Here is an 18,750-nt window from a genome sequence, read left to right on the forward strand (position 1 = left end):
CTTACTCTCCTAATTTTTTCAGGATATCTTCTACCGATGCTTCCCCTTCGCTAAATTCATCCAATAGCTGTAAAATATCGCCGATTTCTTCTGATTGCCCTTCCCTCTTCACTCTTGGCTCTCCTTGATCTGACTGGACTTTTTGAATGTGCTGCGCCATGGCACTAATCGTTTTGCACTCGAACAAATCGATGACCTTGATTCGCTGCGGATACTTCTCTTCAATTTTGGCTTGCAATTGAACGATCAGATGCGAATTTCCTCCGAGATCAAAAAAGTTCTGCTTTGTCCCGATCTGTTCGATGCCCAGCAACTCTCGCCATATCTGGAGCAAAAAGCTTTCCACTTCATTTCCAGGCACATGCAGCTCACCTTGCTCCACGGAATCATGTGGAAGAGTCATAGCCTGCAACGTTTTTCGATCGATTTTTTGATTGGAGGTAACAGGCATCGCCTCCAGGCGTACAAATCTCGCCGGGATCATATAAGAAGGAAGCAACTGACGCAAAGATTCTTGAAATTCCGGAACCCCGATGTCTCGGGTCGATGTATAATAGCAAATCAATTTATTGGATTCACTTTCTTTGACAGCTACAACGACAACGGACTTGATCCCTGGCATTGCTTCGATTTTATGTTCGATTTCCCCCGTTTCAATCCGGTATCCTCTTACTTTGACCATTCCATCGTTGCGTGAAATATATTCAATCTGTCCATCCATCCCATATTTGCCCAGATCTCCAGTATGATAAACGATCTGATCCGTAAAGGGATGGGAGCGAAATGCTTGTGCGGTCTTCTCCCTGTCACGGAAATACCCTGGGGTAACACCAGCACCACTTATGCAAATTTCACCTGATACGCCAGTTCCGCACAAATTTCCATCTTTGTCCAAAATATAAATTTGATTGTTCAGAATTGGCTGACCAAGCGGGACAATCGATTTTCCCTTCAACTCCCTTTCCACTTCGTAACACGTAGCCCATATGGTTGCTTCCGTCGGCCCATACATGTTGTACAGTTTAGCGTTGGGGAAATAGCTTCGAATCTCTTTGGCTAGCATGGGACTCCAGGCTTCTCCGCCGATCAGAATAGTTTCAAACTGTTGCAAGCAAGCCAATTGTTGCCCATCCTGTTGAGCAAGACCAAGCATGAATTGATTGATCAAAGCAGGAACAGAATGCCAGACATTTATCCGATTTTCCGCTAGATAGGAAAATAACAAGGCGGGGTCCCTTAAGCGCTCTGGTGACACAATATGCAAGGTTGCTCCACTCGCCAAACAGCCAAACATTTCAAAAACTGAAATATCAAAACTGATAGAAGTCACCAGCATCATATTATGCGCAGGTCCCAGACGGAATTGCTGCTGACTCCATAAGAGATAATTGATGACATTTTGCTGGGTAACCATGACCCCTTTCGGCGTTCCAGTCGAGCCTGAGGTATAAATAACGTACATTAACTGAGATTCCGGTCCATCAACAGTATCCGTCGATTGCTTGCGGATATGTGAATTGCCATAGTACCGAAGATGACCAGTCGTTTCTGCCAATAAGTCATCCCCCGATACATCCACAATCGTCTCCAGATGAGTCCCTGCGATTTCCTCAAGTATTGGAAGGAAGCCCTTTTCCGACAAAACCGTTTTCAGTTGGCTATGACGGATCATATAAGCAATGCGTTCGTTTGGAAAATCAACATCCAACGGTATATACGGACGACCGGACTTAAGTATCCCCAAAAGCGCGATGACTATCTCGATGCCTCTTGGCAAATAGACGCCGATTGGTTCCCGCTGCTCCTGCCCGATGATTTGCGTAAGGAACGCGGCCAATTGGTTGGATTGCTCATTTATTTGTTTGTAGGTAAGACTCCTTCCCTCAAAAACCACTGCGATCTGATCGGGATTTTTCTTCACTTGCGCCTCAAATAACCGATGTACCTGGTTCGGGGCATCCATGACGACAGAGGGCGGATTGAACATTCCGAACATGTTTGCCTTGTGCTCGGCATCCAATAACTCATAGCGGCTAAGCAAGGCTTCCGGATTATCAATGACCTGATCAATTAAAAATAAAAAATAGTCAACATATTTCTTGATAGTTCCTTCTGCAAACAGCGTCGTCTTGTATTCCATCCTTACTTCCATTTGCTCCTGTTCCATTTTGCAAATGCAGCTCAGATCATAGAGACTGATGCGGTCATTATCTTGCGGGACGTTATCGTATAGCTGGAAAATCGTGGAGAAAACAGGCGTTCTGCTCTGATCTCTATCCGGGTTCAGCTTCTCGACGAGGGTATTGAACGGATATCGGCCATTAGCATAAGCTCGCACACATTTGTGTTTGATGGCCTCTAGAACCTCGTCAAAACGGGAAAGTCCACCAAAATCGACCCGAATGCAAACCATGTTCATAAATAAACCGATGACGTTCTCCCACTCCTGTTTTTCCCTGCCGGAAACTGGGAACCCGACAATGATGTCGTCTTCTTGGCTAATTTTGTGCAGGAAAAGAAAATAGACAGCCAAGACTGTCATATACAAAGTGGTGGATCGATTTCTCGCAAGCAAACGTAATTGTTCGGTTTTCTCTTTCGATACCATGAATTTGATGTAACTGCCGTCGTAGACGAGAGAATAAGGGCGTTCATAATCGGTTGGTAAGTTAAGTACCGGAAGCGGCTTAGCGAGCTCGTTCATCCAATAGTTCTCCATGTGCTGGAATTCCTCAGAATCAAGCCATCTTCTCTCCTGCTCCACCCAGTTTGCATACTGTAAAGGAATGGCTGGTAACTGGATTGCACGCTTCGAACGGATTTGCTCATACAGCTCCATCAATTCCTGGAAAAATAAACCGACACTCCAGCCATCCGAAATGATGTGATGCATATTTACACAAATACGATGTACAACAGCAGACAAACGATGCAATTCCATCCTGAACAATGGTTGCTCAAAATCAAATGGAGTGGCATTCTGCTCATCCAGTCGTTTGGCTGACAGCTCTTCTCGAAGAGGTTCCTGTTGATAATCTCTGTAATGAATGACATTTTTCCAATCAGGTAAAACGAATTGTTTCGGAATACCATCGACATTTTTGAAGACGGTACGCAATGAGGCGTGGCGCTTCGTCAAGACGTCTAGGGCTTGCTGCAGCACATCCAGGTCAACCGCCATCTTCACGTGTTTGATGACTGGTAAATGATAGGCGGTCGTTTGTCGATCATAGTTTTGCAAAAACCAAATCCGATACTGTGCTTTGGAGAGATCATGACCATTGCTTTGCTCAGTTGTTGCGGATGGCTTCACAGGTGTCGCTTGCGATGGTAGCAAAGATTGGTCCAAATAAGCCGAAAGCTCCGGGATCGTTGGAAATTCAAAAATTTCAGCGATAGAGATTGGCTTATTCAGATGCGTATTTAAGAGATTCGCCATTTGCGTAGCGATAATAGAGTCTCCGCCGACTTCGTAGAAGCTTTTCTGCAGATCAATTTCTGATAACCCAAATGTGTTAGCCCAGACGTGTGCCAATTTTTTCTCGGTGTCTGTGAGTTCATCTTGATTTTTTCCGACAATGGAAATGTCAATAGAAAGAGCATCCCCAGCGGCAGACGGTGCTGCTCGATTGGTAACTTTCCGGACCATGCCAGGTGCCATATGCACCGGGAAACGTTTGGCTAGTGATTCATCTATCTGCTCAAAGCGTATATCCGCGATGATTACCCGTGGATGTTCGGGTAGGTTGGTAAATGCCTGAATGGCCTGAGCCGTTTTCAGTGGCTTGAACAGTCCGTTGCCGTCTGTCACGCCATAGTCCGCCGCCATGCCTGTTTCTTCCCACGCGGTCCAATTGATTGTCGTGGCACGAATACCTCGCTTGCTCAGGTAAGAGGCGAAGCCGTCCAGATACCCATTCGCGGCAACATAATCGCTCTGTCCCGGGCTGCCCTCCACAGTCGCCATGGAGGAAAACAGAACGAAGAAGTCAGGGCACTCTTCCAGCAGGTTGTACAGCAAATAGCTGCCCTCGATTTTCGGCTTGGTCACCTTCGTAAAGTCGGACCATGTTTTCGTAAACAGAAAACCGCTGCCTGCTACTCCTGCCGCATGAATGATTCCTTTGACCTCGCCGTATTCCTCACGTAGCTGTTTCAAAGTAACTGCTACCTGCTGCTCGTCGGCTATATCGCACGAGCAGACCATGATTTTGCTGCCTGATTGCTCAATCTCTTCCACACTCTCGATGATTCGCCGTGTTTTCATATCCGTGTCACTTTGCTTGAGCTCCTCCCAGACTTCACGAGGGGGAAGTCCGCTTCTACTGATTAAGCCCAGGCAGATTTTGCTTCGGGATGCCAGATGCTTGGCAATCTCCAGTCCAATTCCGCCAGTTCCGCCGGTAATGAGATACAACCCGTCTTCTTGCAGCTCCAGTGGCTGAACAGGCTCCTCAACTGCGCAACGGCCGAATTCCTCCACATACCGTTCATTTCCACGATAGGCAACCTGGTAAGTAGCTGTTTCCGTGTATATTTCTGCCAAAAGACTTTCACAATCCGTATCCACGTCGAGATCGATACTGCGACACTTCACATTAGGGTACTCCGTATTCACTACTTTTCCCAGTTGGAACAGTGCCGTATGACACGGCTCAATCTCTTCTTCGCTTCCCGTCACTTCCCAGCCGTTCCGGCCCAGTACGATAAGCTCCATCTCTTGCTTGTATTTTGCCTGAACGAGTGATTTCACCAAATGAAACAAGCTTTGGATACTGTGTGCCTGAATCGTTTTCAGTCTGGAAAGGCTTGGGGCTGCACTGTTTTCGTCGAGGGCATAGGCATGAACAATCCGGCTTATCTTCCGCTCTTTCAAATCGGAAAAGAGTTGCTCATAATCTGTTTCCTCGTGGCCTACCACATACTTCGTTTCTTGCTCTTTTCGATAGCCATCGCCGTGAGCGACCTGAATCGTGTCTACTCCACTTGCTTCCCAACGTTGGATCAACTCTCGAGTTGTCCTGTTTTCGTTGCCGAACAACAGCACGCTGCCATCCGTTGTGATATTCCCGCTTTCTTTAAGCGGTGATTGCACCCAGCGAATCTGATAAAACAAATCTTGGGCGACCATGGCAGAAGAGACACTTTTCAACGTATAGTTCTCTACTTCCGCAAATACATTTCCTTGCTCGTCGATCAGGCTGATATCGTAGGAAACCGTCTCCCGGTTATCCCCCCGAGCTTCCCTCTTTCGCAGATAACTGTAAAAAGAAGTGGGCATGTCCCGGTAGAGATGGAACATTTGGTAATAAAACGGGAAGTAATAAGACACATGGGTTTCTTCGGACTGTTTCAACAGATGCCAGAAGCTTAGTGCCGTATCCAGCATTGCCGGATGAAGCGAATACTGGCCACGCTCTCGCTCATCCGCCAATCGGACATGGAGCAGTGCAGATCCTGCGTTTTCATAAAATTGATCGATACATTTCCAGCGAGAACCGTACTGAATGAATCCCGAATAGAGAGGGGTGAATTTTTCTACGTCCTGTTCATCCATCTTGCGGATGATCTGCTCAATCGAGTGAGTCTGTTTTTTGCGATCTTCCTGCTGATGAACTTCCCCTTGTGCATGAGTGATCCAACTCTCTGTAGGATCATTTTCTTTCATGCTGGCGATTGTAAAGGTGATGTGATCATGCTCTTCATAGATGATTGTATGGACAATCCTTGTTTCATCCAAAGAGCATGTCAGCATACTTTGCAAAGTCACATTCTTAATCACCACGGTTGCTTTCGGGAAAAAGTACTCGCTTGCGGCCTTTGCCATCTCCAGATAGGCCACACCTGGCAATACTCCGTTATCGAAAATGCGATGCTCCTGCAACATCCAAAGCTCTCGCATCGATGCCTTCGCTGCGTAAACGCGCAAACCGGCGGTAGAGATGACGCACTCTCCCGTTAATGACTGTCCTTTTTCAGTAGCTGTCTCTGTCTTCTTATCGGTCGGCCAATGCCTCACCCTGCTGAATGGGTAAAAAGGCAGTTCGACTGTTTTGAGAGTTTGACCTCCGTATAGCTTCTTCCAGTGAACTCGGGCACCTTGTACATACAATTTCGCCAATTCATGGAGAGAGTCGGCATTAGCCATTGCCCCGATTTCTGCCAAGTTATGAATCATTTGGCTAGCTTTTTCATGGATTGGTTGTTTTTCTTTCTCCCATGCGTCTGGTTGAATCATATGATTTTTTGCTTTCTGAGCGATAGGAGAATGTCCATAATATCCAAGCACTTCAGGCAAATTGTCCAAGTCCAGTGAGAGGACCGAAGCGATTTTGTTCAACAGTTCGCTGGTGCTCTGTGCAATAATCGCTAAGCGATGAGAAAAATGCTCCCGTCCAACTTGTGCGGTATAGACGAGATTGCGGAAATTTTCCTGCTGATTCGATTGCAAATATTGGCAGTATCGTTGCAATAAATCCAATAAATTCGTACGGTTTTTGGCAGACACGGTAAAAATGTGGGGTGTCTCATGCTCGTCCTTCTGCGTATCATTTTGTTTCCATTCCTCCAATAGCACGTGGCAATTCATGCCACTGAAGCCAAACGAGCTAATACCAGCTCGACGCGGCATATCACCGGTTTTCCAGGCAAGTGGCTGGTCGACCATATAAAATGGAGATTCGGAGAAAGGGATATAGGGATTTGGCTCCTCAAAATTTATCGTGGGAACGAGTTGTTTATGCTTCAACGACAAAACTACTTTAAGCAGCGATGCCATCCCCGAAGCACCTACCAGATGGCCGATGTTAGATTTTACGGAACCAATTCCACAAAACTGTTTTTTGCTCGTATATTGATGAAAAGCGTGCCTCATCGCCTTAATTTCGATCGGATCGCCAATAACGGTACCGGTACCGTGTGTTTCGATGTAGGTAATGGTTTCAGGATGAATCCCTGCTTTGTTCCACACATCAATCAGGAGCTGCTCCTGGGCCTGCGGGTTGGGCGCGGTGATGTAGTTGGAAGCCCCGTCGCTGTTCACTCCACTTGCTTTGATCACCGAGTAAATCCGGTCCCCATCTTTCAAGGCGTCCTGTAAAGGCTTCAGAAGGATGGCCGACAGTCCTTCCCCCCATGTGGTTCCTTTGGCTTGGCTATCAAATGGCCTTACGATGCCGTCATTGTTTTCCACGATTTTAAAAGAGGAGTTGGCAATCGGCACCAAATTCAAACTGATGCCTCCGGCGATGGCCAATTGACATTCTTTTTTAATCAAGGATTCGAAGGCATGATGCACCGCCACTAAACCAGATGAGCAAGCGGTATCAATGACTTGATTCGGTCCGGTAAGATTAAAGAAAAAGGCAATCCTGCCAGAGAGAAAACTGGGCAGATTGCCGGTCATGGCCAATTCGTTGGATGAATCGATGAATTGTTGATAAAGACCGGAAGAATGGTGATCTCTTCCGATAAATACTCCCGTATGGGAACCGTATATTTTTTCACCCATATATCCCGCATCTTCAATTGCTTCCGCTGTGACTTCCAGCATCAAGCGCTGATGCGGGTCCATGAACTCGGCTTCCTTCGGAGAGACACGAAAATAGTCTGCGTCAAATCGATCTATGTCTTCCAGATAGCTGCCTTTCGCATATTCAGGCTCTCCCCAGTGGTTCTGTAGCAAGGGGTCTGTATCCCTGCGTCGCTTGAGTGGAAAATCAGTTATACAATTCATCCCGTTTAGCAGATTGGCCCAATACTGCTCTAGATTGTCTGCAAAAGGAAACCGGCAAGAAATGCCAATGATGGCGATATCCGTACTGGTATTTTTTTCGGCCTCAGTCTGACCTGTATTCAATTGATGCAGCAACTTACGTGCAAGCTCTTTGTCTAGGCGATTGGATTTTACGCTTTCCAGGATAAGTGTATTGATTTGATCAATGTTATTCATCTATCCGATTCCTCCGCTGCGACAAAAGATCCACCATATCTTCTACAGATTGATCACCGGATGAAAGGCTGTCCAAGATGGATTCTAGCTGTTGGTCAAACGATTCGATGGAGGTTGCGTTTCGTTCTTCCACTTTTTCTGTCACCTCGGCTTTCTTCCTCTGCTGCCTGCCTTGCTCCTGCTTGATATAATCAGCTAGTACCGCTACCGAAGAATAGGTAAACAAATCGGGCAAATCGAGAACACCCGGAAACTCGTTATCCAGTTTTTTCAGCAACTGGGTTGCTATGAGTGAATCCCCGCCCACATCCAGAAAACTGTCATAGATGTTGACAGTTGATAAGTGCATGGTCTCAGCCCAGATTCCGGAGACCTTTTGCTCGATCTCGTCATACGTCTCCTCTTTTCGGCCAATGATCGTAAAAGTACGTTTCACACTAGGCGAAGTAGAAGCAGCTCCGGAGCCAACAACCTTCTCTATCAGACCAGCCTCTAGTTTCAAAAATAGACCTTCATGTCTATCCCGTAACCATTCTCTGTTGACCGATGCGATTACCACCTGACTAAGATTCATCGCCAGTACCTGTTCAAAAGCAGCAGTGGCTTCATTTGTTTTCAACGGCTTGAACAGACCATTGCTATTTGCAACGCCATAGTCAGCCGCCATGCCAGTTTCTTCCCACGCGGTCCAATTTATCGTCGTGGCACGAATGCCTCGCTTGCGCAGGTAAGAGGCGAAGCCGTCCAGATACCCATTCGCGGCAATGTAATCGCTCTGTCCCGGGCTGCCCTCCACCGTCGCCACGGAGGAAAACAGAACGAAGAAGTCAGGGCGCTCTTCCAGCAAGTTGTACAGCAAATAGCTGCCTTCGATTTTCGGCTTGGTCACCTTCGTAAAGTCGGACCATGTTTTCGTAAACAGAAAACCGCTGCCTGCTACTCCTGCCGCATGAATGATTCCTTTGACCTCGCCGAATGCCTCACGTAGCTGTTTCAAAGTAGCTGCTACCTGCTGCTCATCGGCTATATCGCACGAGCAGACCATGATTTTGCTGCCTGATCGCTCAATTTCTTCTACACTCTCAATGATTCGCCGCGTTTTCGCATCCATGTCGCTTTGCTTGAGTTGCTCCCAGACTTCACGAGGGGGAAGTCCACTTCGACTGATCAAGCCCAGGCAGATTTTGCTTCGGGATGCCAGATGTTTGGCAATCTCCAGTCCAATCCCGCCAGTTCCGCCAGTAATGAGATACAACCCGTCTTCTTGTAGCTCCAGTGGTTGCACAGGCTCCTCAACTGCGCAACGGCCGAATTCCTCCACATACCGTTCATTTCCACGATAGGCAACCTGGTAAGCATCTGTTTCCGTGTATATTTCTGCCAAAATATTTTCGCAATCGGTGCCCGTGTCGAGATCGATACTGCGGCACTTCACTTGAGGATACTCGGCATTCACTACTTTTCCCAGTTGGAACAGTGCCGTATGACACGGCTCAATCTCTTCTTCGCTTCCCGTCACTTCCCAGCCGTTTTGACCCAGCACGATAAGCTCCATCTCTTGCTTGTATTTTGCCTGAACGAGTGATTTCACCAAATAAAACAAGCTTTGGATACTGTGTGCCTGAATCGTTTTCAGTCTGGAAAGGCAAGGGGCTGCACTGTTTTCGTCGAGGGCATAGGCATGAACAATCCGGCTTATCTTCCGCTCTTTCAAATCGGAAAAGAGTTGCTCATAATCGGTTTCCTCGTGGCCTACCACATACTTCGTTTCTTGCTCTTTTCGATAGCCATCGCCGTGAGCGACCTGAATCAGGTCTACTCCACTCGCTTCCCAACGTTGGATCAACTCTCGAGTTGTCCTGTTTTCGTTGCCGAACAACAGCACGCTGCCATCCGTTGTGATATTCCCGCTTTCTTTAAGCGGTGATTGTACCCAACGAATCTGATAAAACAAATCTTGGGCGACCATGGCAGAAGAGACACGTTTCAACGTATAGTTCTCTACTTCTGCAAATACATTTCCTTGCTCGTCGATCAGACTGATATCGTAGGAAACCGTCTCCCGGTTATCCCCCTGAGTTTCCCTCTTTCGCAGGTAGCTGTAAAACGACAAAGACATTTTTCCGTAGATGCTCATGCGCTTAAAGGAAAAGGGGAGGTAGAGATTTTCCAAGATAAACATGGTTACAGCATTTAGCCCGGTATCTAGTAAAGCTGGATGAAAGCCGTACACCGAAAAATCATCTAGGTAAGCTTCTGGCAATTTTACCCGGACCAGCACACGATCTTCGCATTTCGTCAGTGAATGAATATTGTTCCATCGCGGACCAAATTTGGTACGCCCACGTATGGTTTCAATTTTCGCTTCTACCTGCTCCCAAGCGCCTTCTTCCCTGATCCGCTGAAGATCCATCCAAGGAGCCTTTGCAGCGTCGACAGGAATGATTTTTCCTTCCACATTCAGTTGCCACTCGTGATTGACTCCCGCGTGATGGGAAGAATTACGGTTGACTATACGCAAGTGAAGTTGATCATCTAGACTTTCCAAAATCGTATGGACCAAATGCTCTTGATTCTCCGGGATGATCAACGGACTGATAAACCGAAGATCCCGCAACTCAAAAGCGTCGTTTCCATAATGACTGTATCCAGCTTTTCTCGCCCATTCCATGAATGCGGTCGCAGGCACGATATGGTACCCCATCATGAGATGCTCTTGCAAAATCCACTGATTTTCCATCCGTAATGGCATTTCATAGATGCTCTGCCGATAGGATTCCAATACTTTAGGGCCAGGAATGACTTCCTTATTTTGCGGGATCAGCGTTTGAGCCTCTCCTCCCTGACCCACATCCACCTGCGGCCAAAAAACGGTCTTTTTAAAAGGATAAGGAGGCAACGACAATCGATGGTACTCCCCGGACTGATAGAAATACCGCCAATCTATTTCCGCTCCCTGCACATAGAGCTGGCAGATGTCAGACATCCCCTGAAAATCAGCAGAGGAAACGCTTGTAATCACTTGCCGAGCTTTATCCAGCAACTGATGCAAGCCCGATTCGGTAATCTCACCATTTGCTTTATCCAATTTGCTTTCCGGAACGACCTTGAACTCGTTGTAATAGATTCCTTCGACCTCTCGACTGTAGGGAAGACGCTCCAAAAAGACCTGATTCAGCTTTTCTTTTAATTCGTGCAAACTGCGAACGATTAGGGCAAGACGGCATGTATAATGTCCTCTACCCATTACCGAAGTAAAACAAAGCTCCTCCAAAGACAAGTTCTCCTGATGATTGACAAAATGGCGATAGCGAGATATCAGTTCGAACAAGGTATCTTTATCTTTAGCCGAAGCGGTAAAAATCTGAAAAGGACGAACTGGCGGCGCATCCGCTTTTTCAACTGGCGCTTCCTCCAGTACGAGATGGCAATTCGTGCCGCTAAAACCAAATGAACTCACACCTGCGCGAAGTGGAATATCCTGTTGATCCCGCTGCCATTCCTGGAGCTTGTCCACCATATAGAGCGGCGAGCCCATAAAGTCGATGAATGGATTCGGATCGTCAAAATGAAGGGTGCTGACCATCTTCTTATGTTTGAGGGACATAATTACTTTAAAGACAGAAGCGATCCCAGAAGCGGCCGCAAGATGACCGATATTTGATTTCACCGAACCGATTCCGCAAAACTGTTTCTTCGACGTATATTTTTTAAAAGCATTGCTTAGTGCTTGAACTTCGATCGGATCGCCAAGAACTGTGCCTGTACCATGTGCTTCAATAAATCGGATCGTCTCGGGTGAAATCTCGGCATTCATCCAGGCTTTTGTGAACACTTCTTCTTGAGCGATCGCATTGGGTGCTGTGATTCCATTCGACTTCCCATCGTTATTAGCCGCACTTCCTTTGATGACGGCATGAATATGATCCCGATCCTGGATGGCTTTATCCAGTGGCTTCAGTAATAATGCCCCAAACCCTTCTCCCCATAGCGTTCCATCTGCATTTTTGTCAAAAGGCTTAACTAGATGTAGCTTGGATTCCACCAAGCCAAAAGCAGGGTTTTTAACCGGGAAGAAAATCAGGGAAACGCCGCCTGCAATCGCCATATCGCATTCGTTGTTCCTGATTGCTTGACACGCATTGTGAATGGCTAACAATCCTGATGAACAAGCGGAATCTACGACTACGCTAGGTCCCTTTAAATCGAGAAAATAGGAAATCCGGCTGGCCAAAATCCCGGTATAGGAACCAGTTAGCGCCAGCTCGTCCGTTTGGTCCAACAAGTGCGTGTACATGTTCCCTACAGTGTGGTCTCTTCCAATAAAAACGCCGGTTTTGGATGAAACGATTCGATTTCCCCCGTACCCAGCATCCTCCACGGTTTCCATAACGGTAGTCAAGAGAAGGCGTTGCATGGGGTCCATCATGACGGATTCCTTATTGGAAATCTTGAAATATTCCGCGTCAAAATGATCAATATGGTCCAGATATCCGCCCTTTTCATAGACAACGTCTGCTGAAGTTCCCTGATACATCTTGCTGATAAATCCTTCGACACCCGTTTGCCTGCTCTTCGGAAAATCCGTGATGCAGTCGACCTCGGCCATCAAATTGTGCCAGTATTCATCCAGATTGCTAGCACCCGGGAAGCGGCCAGCCATTCCGATAATCGCGATATCCTTGTTTTTTTTCAAGCCTGCATTTTTGATCTCTTTCAGAATGACCTTGGACTTCTCGACGCTTAATTGCTGATCCTTTATCTGCTGATAAATGTATTTTCTCGTTTCTTTCATTCCTCTTCTCCCAGCAATCGATCGATCTCTTCCACATCGAGCTCACCGTTGGCTAAGCGATGCAAGATTTGATCGAGATTTTGATCTTCATCCTCCTGATCCATACTGCCGGATGATAGTGGTTGCTCACTTCCCATTCTGGAATACAGATATTCGGCCATCTTATTAATCGTGGGATAAGTAAAAATATCCGAGATGCCCAGCTGATCTGGAAAGAATTTTTCCAATTCCTGGAGCAGATATACAGCAAAAATGGAATTCCCTCCAAGGGACGTAAAATTATCATCCATTTGAATGGAATCAGATTCCAACAGTGTGATCCATAACTGGCGAATCAACTCTTTGATTTCGTGCAGGGAAGCGTGCCTTGGATTCCCATGAAACACGCTTGGGGACGTCTGAGCAATATGGTTTTCTCGAAGCCCCTTCGACTGTTCCACATAATCGATCAACAGTCTGTTTCCCTCGTAAAAGAAGTTGCTTTGGAAATTCTTTATAGCCACCTCTTTATTGATTCTACCTATCACTATTTGTTTCTCGCCAAGGGCAAGTGCAGCATCAAATGCAGTAACAGCAGTCTTCGATGACAGCAGGTGGAAGATCATCTCTTTTTGGAAGGTTCCATAATCATAGGCCATACCGATCTCTTCCCAAGGCGCCCAATTTAGCGTAATTCCGTTTTGATAGACAGGTAGGCTGTGGACGAAGCTGTCCAAAAAGCCGTTTGCCGCCACATAATCACCTTGTCCTGGCGTACCTTCCAGCGTAGAGACAGATGAAAAGCAGACGAAAAAATTCAGCGGTTCGGTGATCAATTGGGCCAAATTCATACTCCCCGCTATTTTGGCTTGAATCACCTCACGAAAACGTTCCTCTTCCCTATTGAATAAAAATTGATCCCCGGCTACTCCAGCTGCATGAATCACTCCGTTGATGCTGCCGAATGTTTCTCTGACTTCTTCGAGCAAGGCCGCTAGCTGTTCTTTGCACGCAACATCCGCTCTGTAGATCGTATATGTACTGCCTGACTCTGTAATTTTTTGCAGCATCTTGATTCTTCGTATTACTTCTTGTTGCTCTCCTTTTTGTACAATCTCTTCCCAATCATCTTCTGCTGGCAAGCCTGATCTGCTTACCAACACGAAATGGTTCGGCTTCTTCCCTGCTAGGTGCAAGGCAATGGTCAAGCCTAACCCACCCGTTCCACCTGTAATTAAATAACAGCCCGATTGAGTCAGGCTGAGCTCTTGTGGTAGAGATGACTGGTGATCCAGCTCCTTCATTTTTTGCACGAAGCGCTGACCGCGCCTGTACGCTGCAATGTAACTGTCTGGCTGATGCTCCAGTTCGGCAATAATCGCAGAGATATCTGTATCTGTATCCAGATCGATAGAACGGCAGCGCAAGTGAGACCATTCACTGCTGACTACTTTTCCGAGATGATAGAAAGCATTGTGAATCGGATTTAGCGCAGGCTCCGTATCTGTAACAGGAAACGCCTGATCGCCAATCAGGACCAGATCAATTTTGTGTCGTACGTTTAAGGCAATCAAACTCTTCGTCAGATAGAAGAGACTGAACAAACCTTCGTCTCCAATCTGGTCACCGTTGATCTTTGACAGAGAAAAGCAGTGGATGATGCGCTGCACAGCCTTGTTCCCGATTTCCTTCCATAGCGCATCGAAATCTTGTTGATTGACAGTAACCTCATAATGGAAGTCATCGAGCTTGGCAAAATGATCACCAACCGTAACGAGAATGGTAGGGGTTCCGTTCCTTTTGAGTTCCTCCATCAGTTGTTGAGAGAAAGGGTCATGACCACTAAAAACAAGCGTGTGCGGCGTTGTGTCCTGATTTTTATTTTCTTCACGCAATGGCCTGGCTTCCCAAACAATTTGATGAAACAGCCCTTTGGAAGAGAACGCGGCGGAAGATGCTTCTGCCATATTCACTCTTTTCAAGGTGTATTCTTGTATTTCAGCGAAAACCTCTCCTTTTTCGTTGAGGAGCATGATATCAAAGGAGATTGCTTCCTGCATGGTCGCCGCATCTTTCTCTTTCATTTGCAGCAAACTGTAAAATTTGCTCGGCATGGCCCCAGAAAAAATGAGTTTTTTATACCGAAAAGGTAAAAACAATCCATCGCGGATTTGACTGATCGGAATATTAACCGCGCAATCCAACAAAGAAGGATGGAGAACAAAAGTGTGCAACTCATGAGCAAATTGAACAGGCAGTTCAAAAAAGGCGACAATTCTATCCTCTTCCATATAAATCTCTTTCATGCACTCCCAATGCGGGCCTGTTTGAACAGGGGCATCAGCCTCTGGTTTATACCCGGATACCGACTGCTTGTTTGCTCCCCTCAGCAATTCGGGAAGAGACAGTTGCTTTTGCTGATGCTGCTGTTCAGACTGAACAAGCACTTTTGCTCGGCAGTGAACGACCCACTCGTCCGAATGCTCCAACATCGAAGTGACCATGACGTCATACGATGACTTTTGTTTTTGCAGGACAATGTGGACGCTTTTTTTTTCCCCTTCTTTAACTTGAAGTGGCTGTAAAAACATGACGTTTTCTAGTGCCAACACGTCCTGCTGAGGTATCGTTTTTCGAACAATCTGGCTCATCATTTCCAGATAAGCGGTTCCAGGCAAAACGTAATGCTCAGCAATTTTATGTTCCGCCAGTACCCAATGCGTGTCGACCGAAAACTTCGTTTCATAAATATCAACGCCATTACTGCTTACAAGGCATTGGTCGACAAGAGGAGCGAGTTTTTTCTCCAAATCTTTCGTCTCGATCCAGCAGCGAATATCCTGAAACGGATACGTAGGCAAGCTGATCAATGGATGTCGTTGACCAGAGTAAAGGTCGTTCCAAGGAATTGGCTCGCCTTCGATATACTTCAATGCCCAATGGATCATCTCGCCGAAAATGGAATTCTCTTTACCACCCAGGCTGACATCTCTTACTTCCTGGCTAGAAAGCCCCCGATAAAACACATGCTCATTGACAATCTTTTCGACGCCGGATTTGCGAACAGAATGCAACTTTTCCAGTAAATCGGTTTGATCTTGAAACACGATCGCCAGTTTATGGGCAAAGTGATCCCGACCAACATTCGCTGTGTAGCATAAGCTCTCCAGATTGATGACTCCTGCCTGCTTGACCCACTGATCATAATCGCTGACCAGTTTATCTAACACAGTGGGGTTTTTCGCTGATAACCCGAGCATGTACCATTGTTCTTCTTTGTTTTTTTGTGAGGACACTTCTTCGGCTTGGTGATATTGTTCCAGAATGAGATGGCAGTTGGTTCCGCTCAACCCGAAAGAATTGATCCCGCATCTCCGGGGGTGCTCCCCCTTTTTCCACAACCGGGCTTCGTCGTTCACATAAACAGGCGAATTCACAAAATCGATTTCTTGGTTTGGGCTTTGAAAGTGCAACGTTGGCGGCACAATCTCGTGTTGCAACGCGAGGATACATTTCAACAGGCCAGATATTCCGGCTGCATGATCCAAATGGCCGATATTGGTTTTGACCGACCCAATTGCACAAAACTGTTTTTTCGTGGTGTACCTGTCAAAAGCTCTTTTGATGCCCTCTATCTCTACCGGATCCCCCAAGTGGGTTGCCGTGCCGTGAGCCTCGATCAGTGAGATGGTCTCTGGATGAATGCCTGCATCCTGCCACGCCCTTATAATCAAGTCTTCCTGGGCCTTAGAGTTGGGTGCAGTTATACCAATGGATTGCCCATCCTGGTTGATGGCACTTCCCTTTATTAGGGCGTAAATATGATCTCCATCTCGGATTGCCTTTTCCGCGTCTTTCAGCAAGATTACTCCCACACCTTCACCCAAGCCGGTACCATCGGCCTCCCGATCAAAGGTTCGCGCTCTGAAGGTTGGGGATACGATGCCGATCCCCGTATTGGCCTTTTCAAAGGGTTGAAACTGAATTTTTACTCCTCCGGCAAAGGCCATCTCGCACTCATCTCGGCGAATCGATTGGCACGCAAGATGAACGGCAACCAGTGAGGAGGAGCATGCCGTATCGATCAGCATGCTGGGACCATGCAGATCGAGCAAATAAGCCAATCTGGCAGCCATGATCGATTTGATATTCCCAGTCATCGCCAAGTCTGCTATTTCTGCGTTGTCTACAGCAAGAAAATGCTTGTATTCTCCCCCAAAATCACTGCTGTATCCTAAAAAAACACCCGTCTGACTTCCGCGCAATCGAGCTTTTCCATACCCTGCATCTTCCATCGCTTCCACACAGCTTTGCAAAAAAAGCCGCTGATTCGGGTCCATCAGCTTGGCTTCTTTTCGCGAGATAGAAAAGTACTCACAATCAAACAGATCGACTTGATCTAAATATCCGCTTTCCGCATATTCACTTTGTTCTTTCCGAACATCTTTCTGCAAAAAATAAGACAGAAGCTCTTCGTAGTCTTGTTTACGCAACAAAGGGATTCGTTGGATAGAATCCTTGCCAAGCACAAGATTACTCCAGAACTCCCTGACATTGCGCGCATCAGCCAGCTTTCCTGCTATCCCAATGATCGCTACGTCTTTTTTCGGAGCATCTGCCGACTTCCCCAATTCCCCCCAAGTACCTGCGATATCCTCTTCAAAGTTGAGGTGGATATCGTCAAATAGAGGCTTACTTTTCATTGACAACCTCCTTTTCGGCAAACATGATAGGGGCAAAGTCATCAAACAGATGTCTCTTCTTCGTCTCGTCAAAAATTTGAGTGAAACGCTCTTTTTGCTCTTCCAGCGGCACTTTTTTCGTCACAAACACAGAACGAAGCATCTCGATCGCTTGCTTTATATCCTCAAAGGACTCTTCTCTTCCTTCTTCCTCTAGTTTGTTGCCCAAAGCCTGTATTTTTCTGTATGGTTCGATTACGCCTTTTTGATACTCTGCGTCGTCCCAGTTTTCGTTTCTCATGCACACAGCGATCCCTAAAGAACGGGAAACCACGGATGGACGTTTTTCCGCCACCTGTTCATCGATAATAGACATAATTTGCTCATAGTTATCTTCATAGGAATAAGCACGCACATGAGAGAAGTCGCGTTTGATCAAATTAGTCAAGGCTGTTTTTGGCCCCAACTCAATAAAGGTGTTCACTCCTTGTCTCAGCATATAATCGATGGTCTCTTTCCATCTGACTGCACTGGTCATTTGTACATTCAGCCTATCCCGGATTTCTGCTGGATGGTAGTATGGCTTTGCGTCCACATTAGAGATAACTGGCCATTTTAGCCCAGCCATTTGCGTTTGAGCGATAGCCCTCTGGAACATTTGATTGCTGAGCTCCAGATAAGGTGTGTGGAAAGGAGCAGAGACCTTCAAAGGAATCGTAATGGCACCGATTTTTGCCAGATTTTCCGTGGCGACTTTCACCAAAGAGTTGGCGCCTGAAATCACAACCTGGTTGGATGAATTGTAATTGGCCACGACAATTTTATCCTCGCCGTTCGATACACGCTCACATTCCTCTTCGACCAGAAGTGGGTGCAAGCCATTAATAGCAGCCATGCCGCCAAACCCGTCCGATGTAGCTTGCTGCATGATCGTTGCTCTTTCCATGACCAATCGCAATGCATCCTCATAGCGGAATACTTCCGCGCACGTAAGAGCTGTAAATTCCCCAAGACTGTGACCAGCCATAAAAGAAGGGAAAAACTTTTTCTCCTTGCAAATGGATTGGAAAATGGCATAGCTGTATGCAAAAATCGCAGGCTGCGCATATTCAGTCCGCGTTAATTTTTCCATATTCCCCTCGTTGATAATGCCTAACAAATCGTATCCGAGAATTTCGTTGGTTCGATGAAAAATTTCCCTAACCTCGGGAGAGCTTTCATAAAGAGCTTTCCCCATCATATTGTACTGACTTCCTTGACCTGGAAATAATAAGGCGATCTTAATCATAACTGTTTCCTCCCTTTATGGTTACGTTATACTCGGCACGCTTTTAAGAGAACGT

General features: G+C 46.6%; 4 protein-coding genes. All 4 read right to left on the reverse strand.

Going from position 1 to position 18,750, the window contains the following annotated elements; translation table 11 throughout:
* Position 1 precedes the first annotated feature (1 nt).
* The 4 genes from AB432_RS15795 to fabD are packed head-to-tail and all read right to left on the reverse strand — an operon-like array spanning position 2 to position 18,695.
* Positions 2–7,951, reverse strand: a complete 7,950-nt coding sequence (locus AB432_RS15795; protein ID WP_048033093.1) for a non-ribosomal peptide synthetase — start codon at positions 7,949–7,951, stop codon at positions 2–4.
* Positions 7,944–12,746: an SDR family NAD(P)-dependent oxidoreductase gene (locus AB432_RS15800; RefSeq protein ID WP_048033094.1), complete on the reverse strand. Its 4,803-nt coding sequence runs from the start codon at positions 12,744–12,746 to the stop codon at positions 7,944–7,946. The genes AB432_RS15795 and AB432_RS15800 overlap by 8 nt, the downstream gene beginning before the upstream one ends.
* Positions 12,743–17,428, reverse strand: coding sequence for a type I polyketide synthase (locus tag AB432_RS15805; protein ID WP_048033095.1), 4,686 nt, complete (start codon positions 17,426–17,428; stop codon positions 12,743–12,745). Before AB432_RS15805 ends, AB432_RS15800 begins: the two co-directional genes overlap by 4 nt.
* Complete coding sequence (gene fabD / locus AB432_RS15810) at positions 17,418–18,695, reverse strand: ACP S-malonyltransferase (protein WP_048033096.1); 1,278 nt, start codon at positions 18,693–18,695, stop codon at positions 17,418–17,420. The genes AB432_RS15805 and fabD overlap by 11 nt, the downstream gene beginning before the upstream one ends.
* Positions 18,696–18,750 lie beyond the last annotated feature (55 nt).

Origin of the sequence: Brevibacillus brevis, from assembly GCF_001039275.2 — a bacterium.
Lineage (GTDB): Bacteria > Bacillota > Bacilli > Brevibacillales > Brevibacillaceae > Brevibacillus > Brevibacillus brevis_C.

Excerpts from the sequence above, each read along its gene's own strand:
- AB432_RS15795 (WP_048033093.1), bottom strand. The coding sequence starts at position 7,951 with ATGAATAACATTGATCAAATCAATACACTTATCCTGGAAAGCGTAAAA.
- AB432_RS15800 (WP_048033094.1), bottom strand. The coding sequence starts at position 12,746 with ATGAAAGAAACGAGAAAATACATTTATCAGCAGATAAAGGATCAGCAA.
- AB432_RS15805 (WP_048033095.1), bottom strand. The coding sequence starts at position 17,428 with ATGAAAAGTAAGCCTCTATTTGACGATATCCACCTCAACTTTGAAGAG.
- fabD (WP_048033096.1), bottom strand. The coding sequence starts at position 18,695 with ATGATTAAGATCGCCTTATTATTTCCAGGTCAAGGAAGTCAGTACAAT.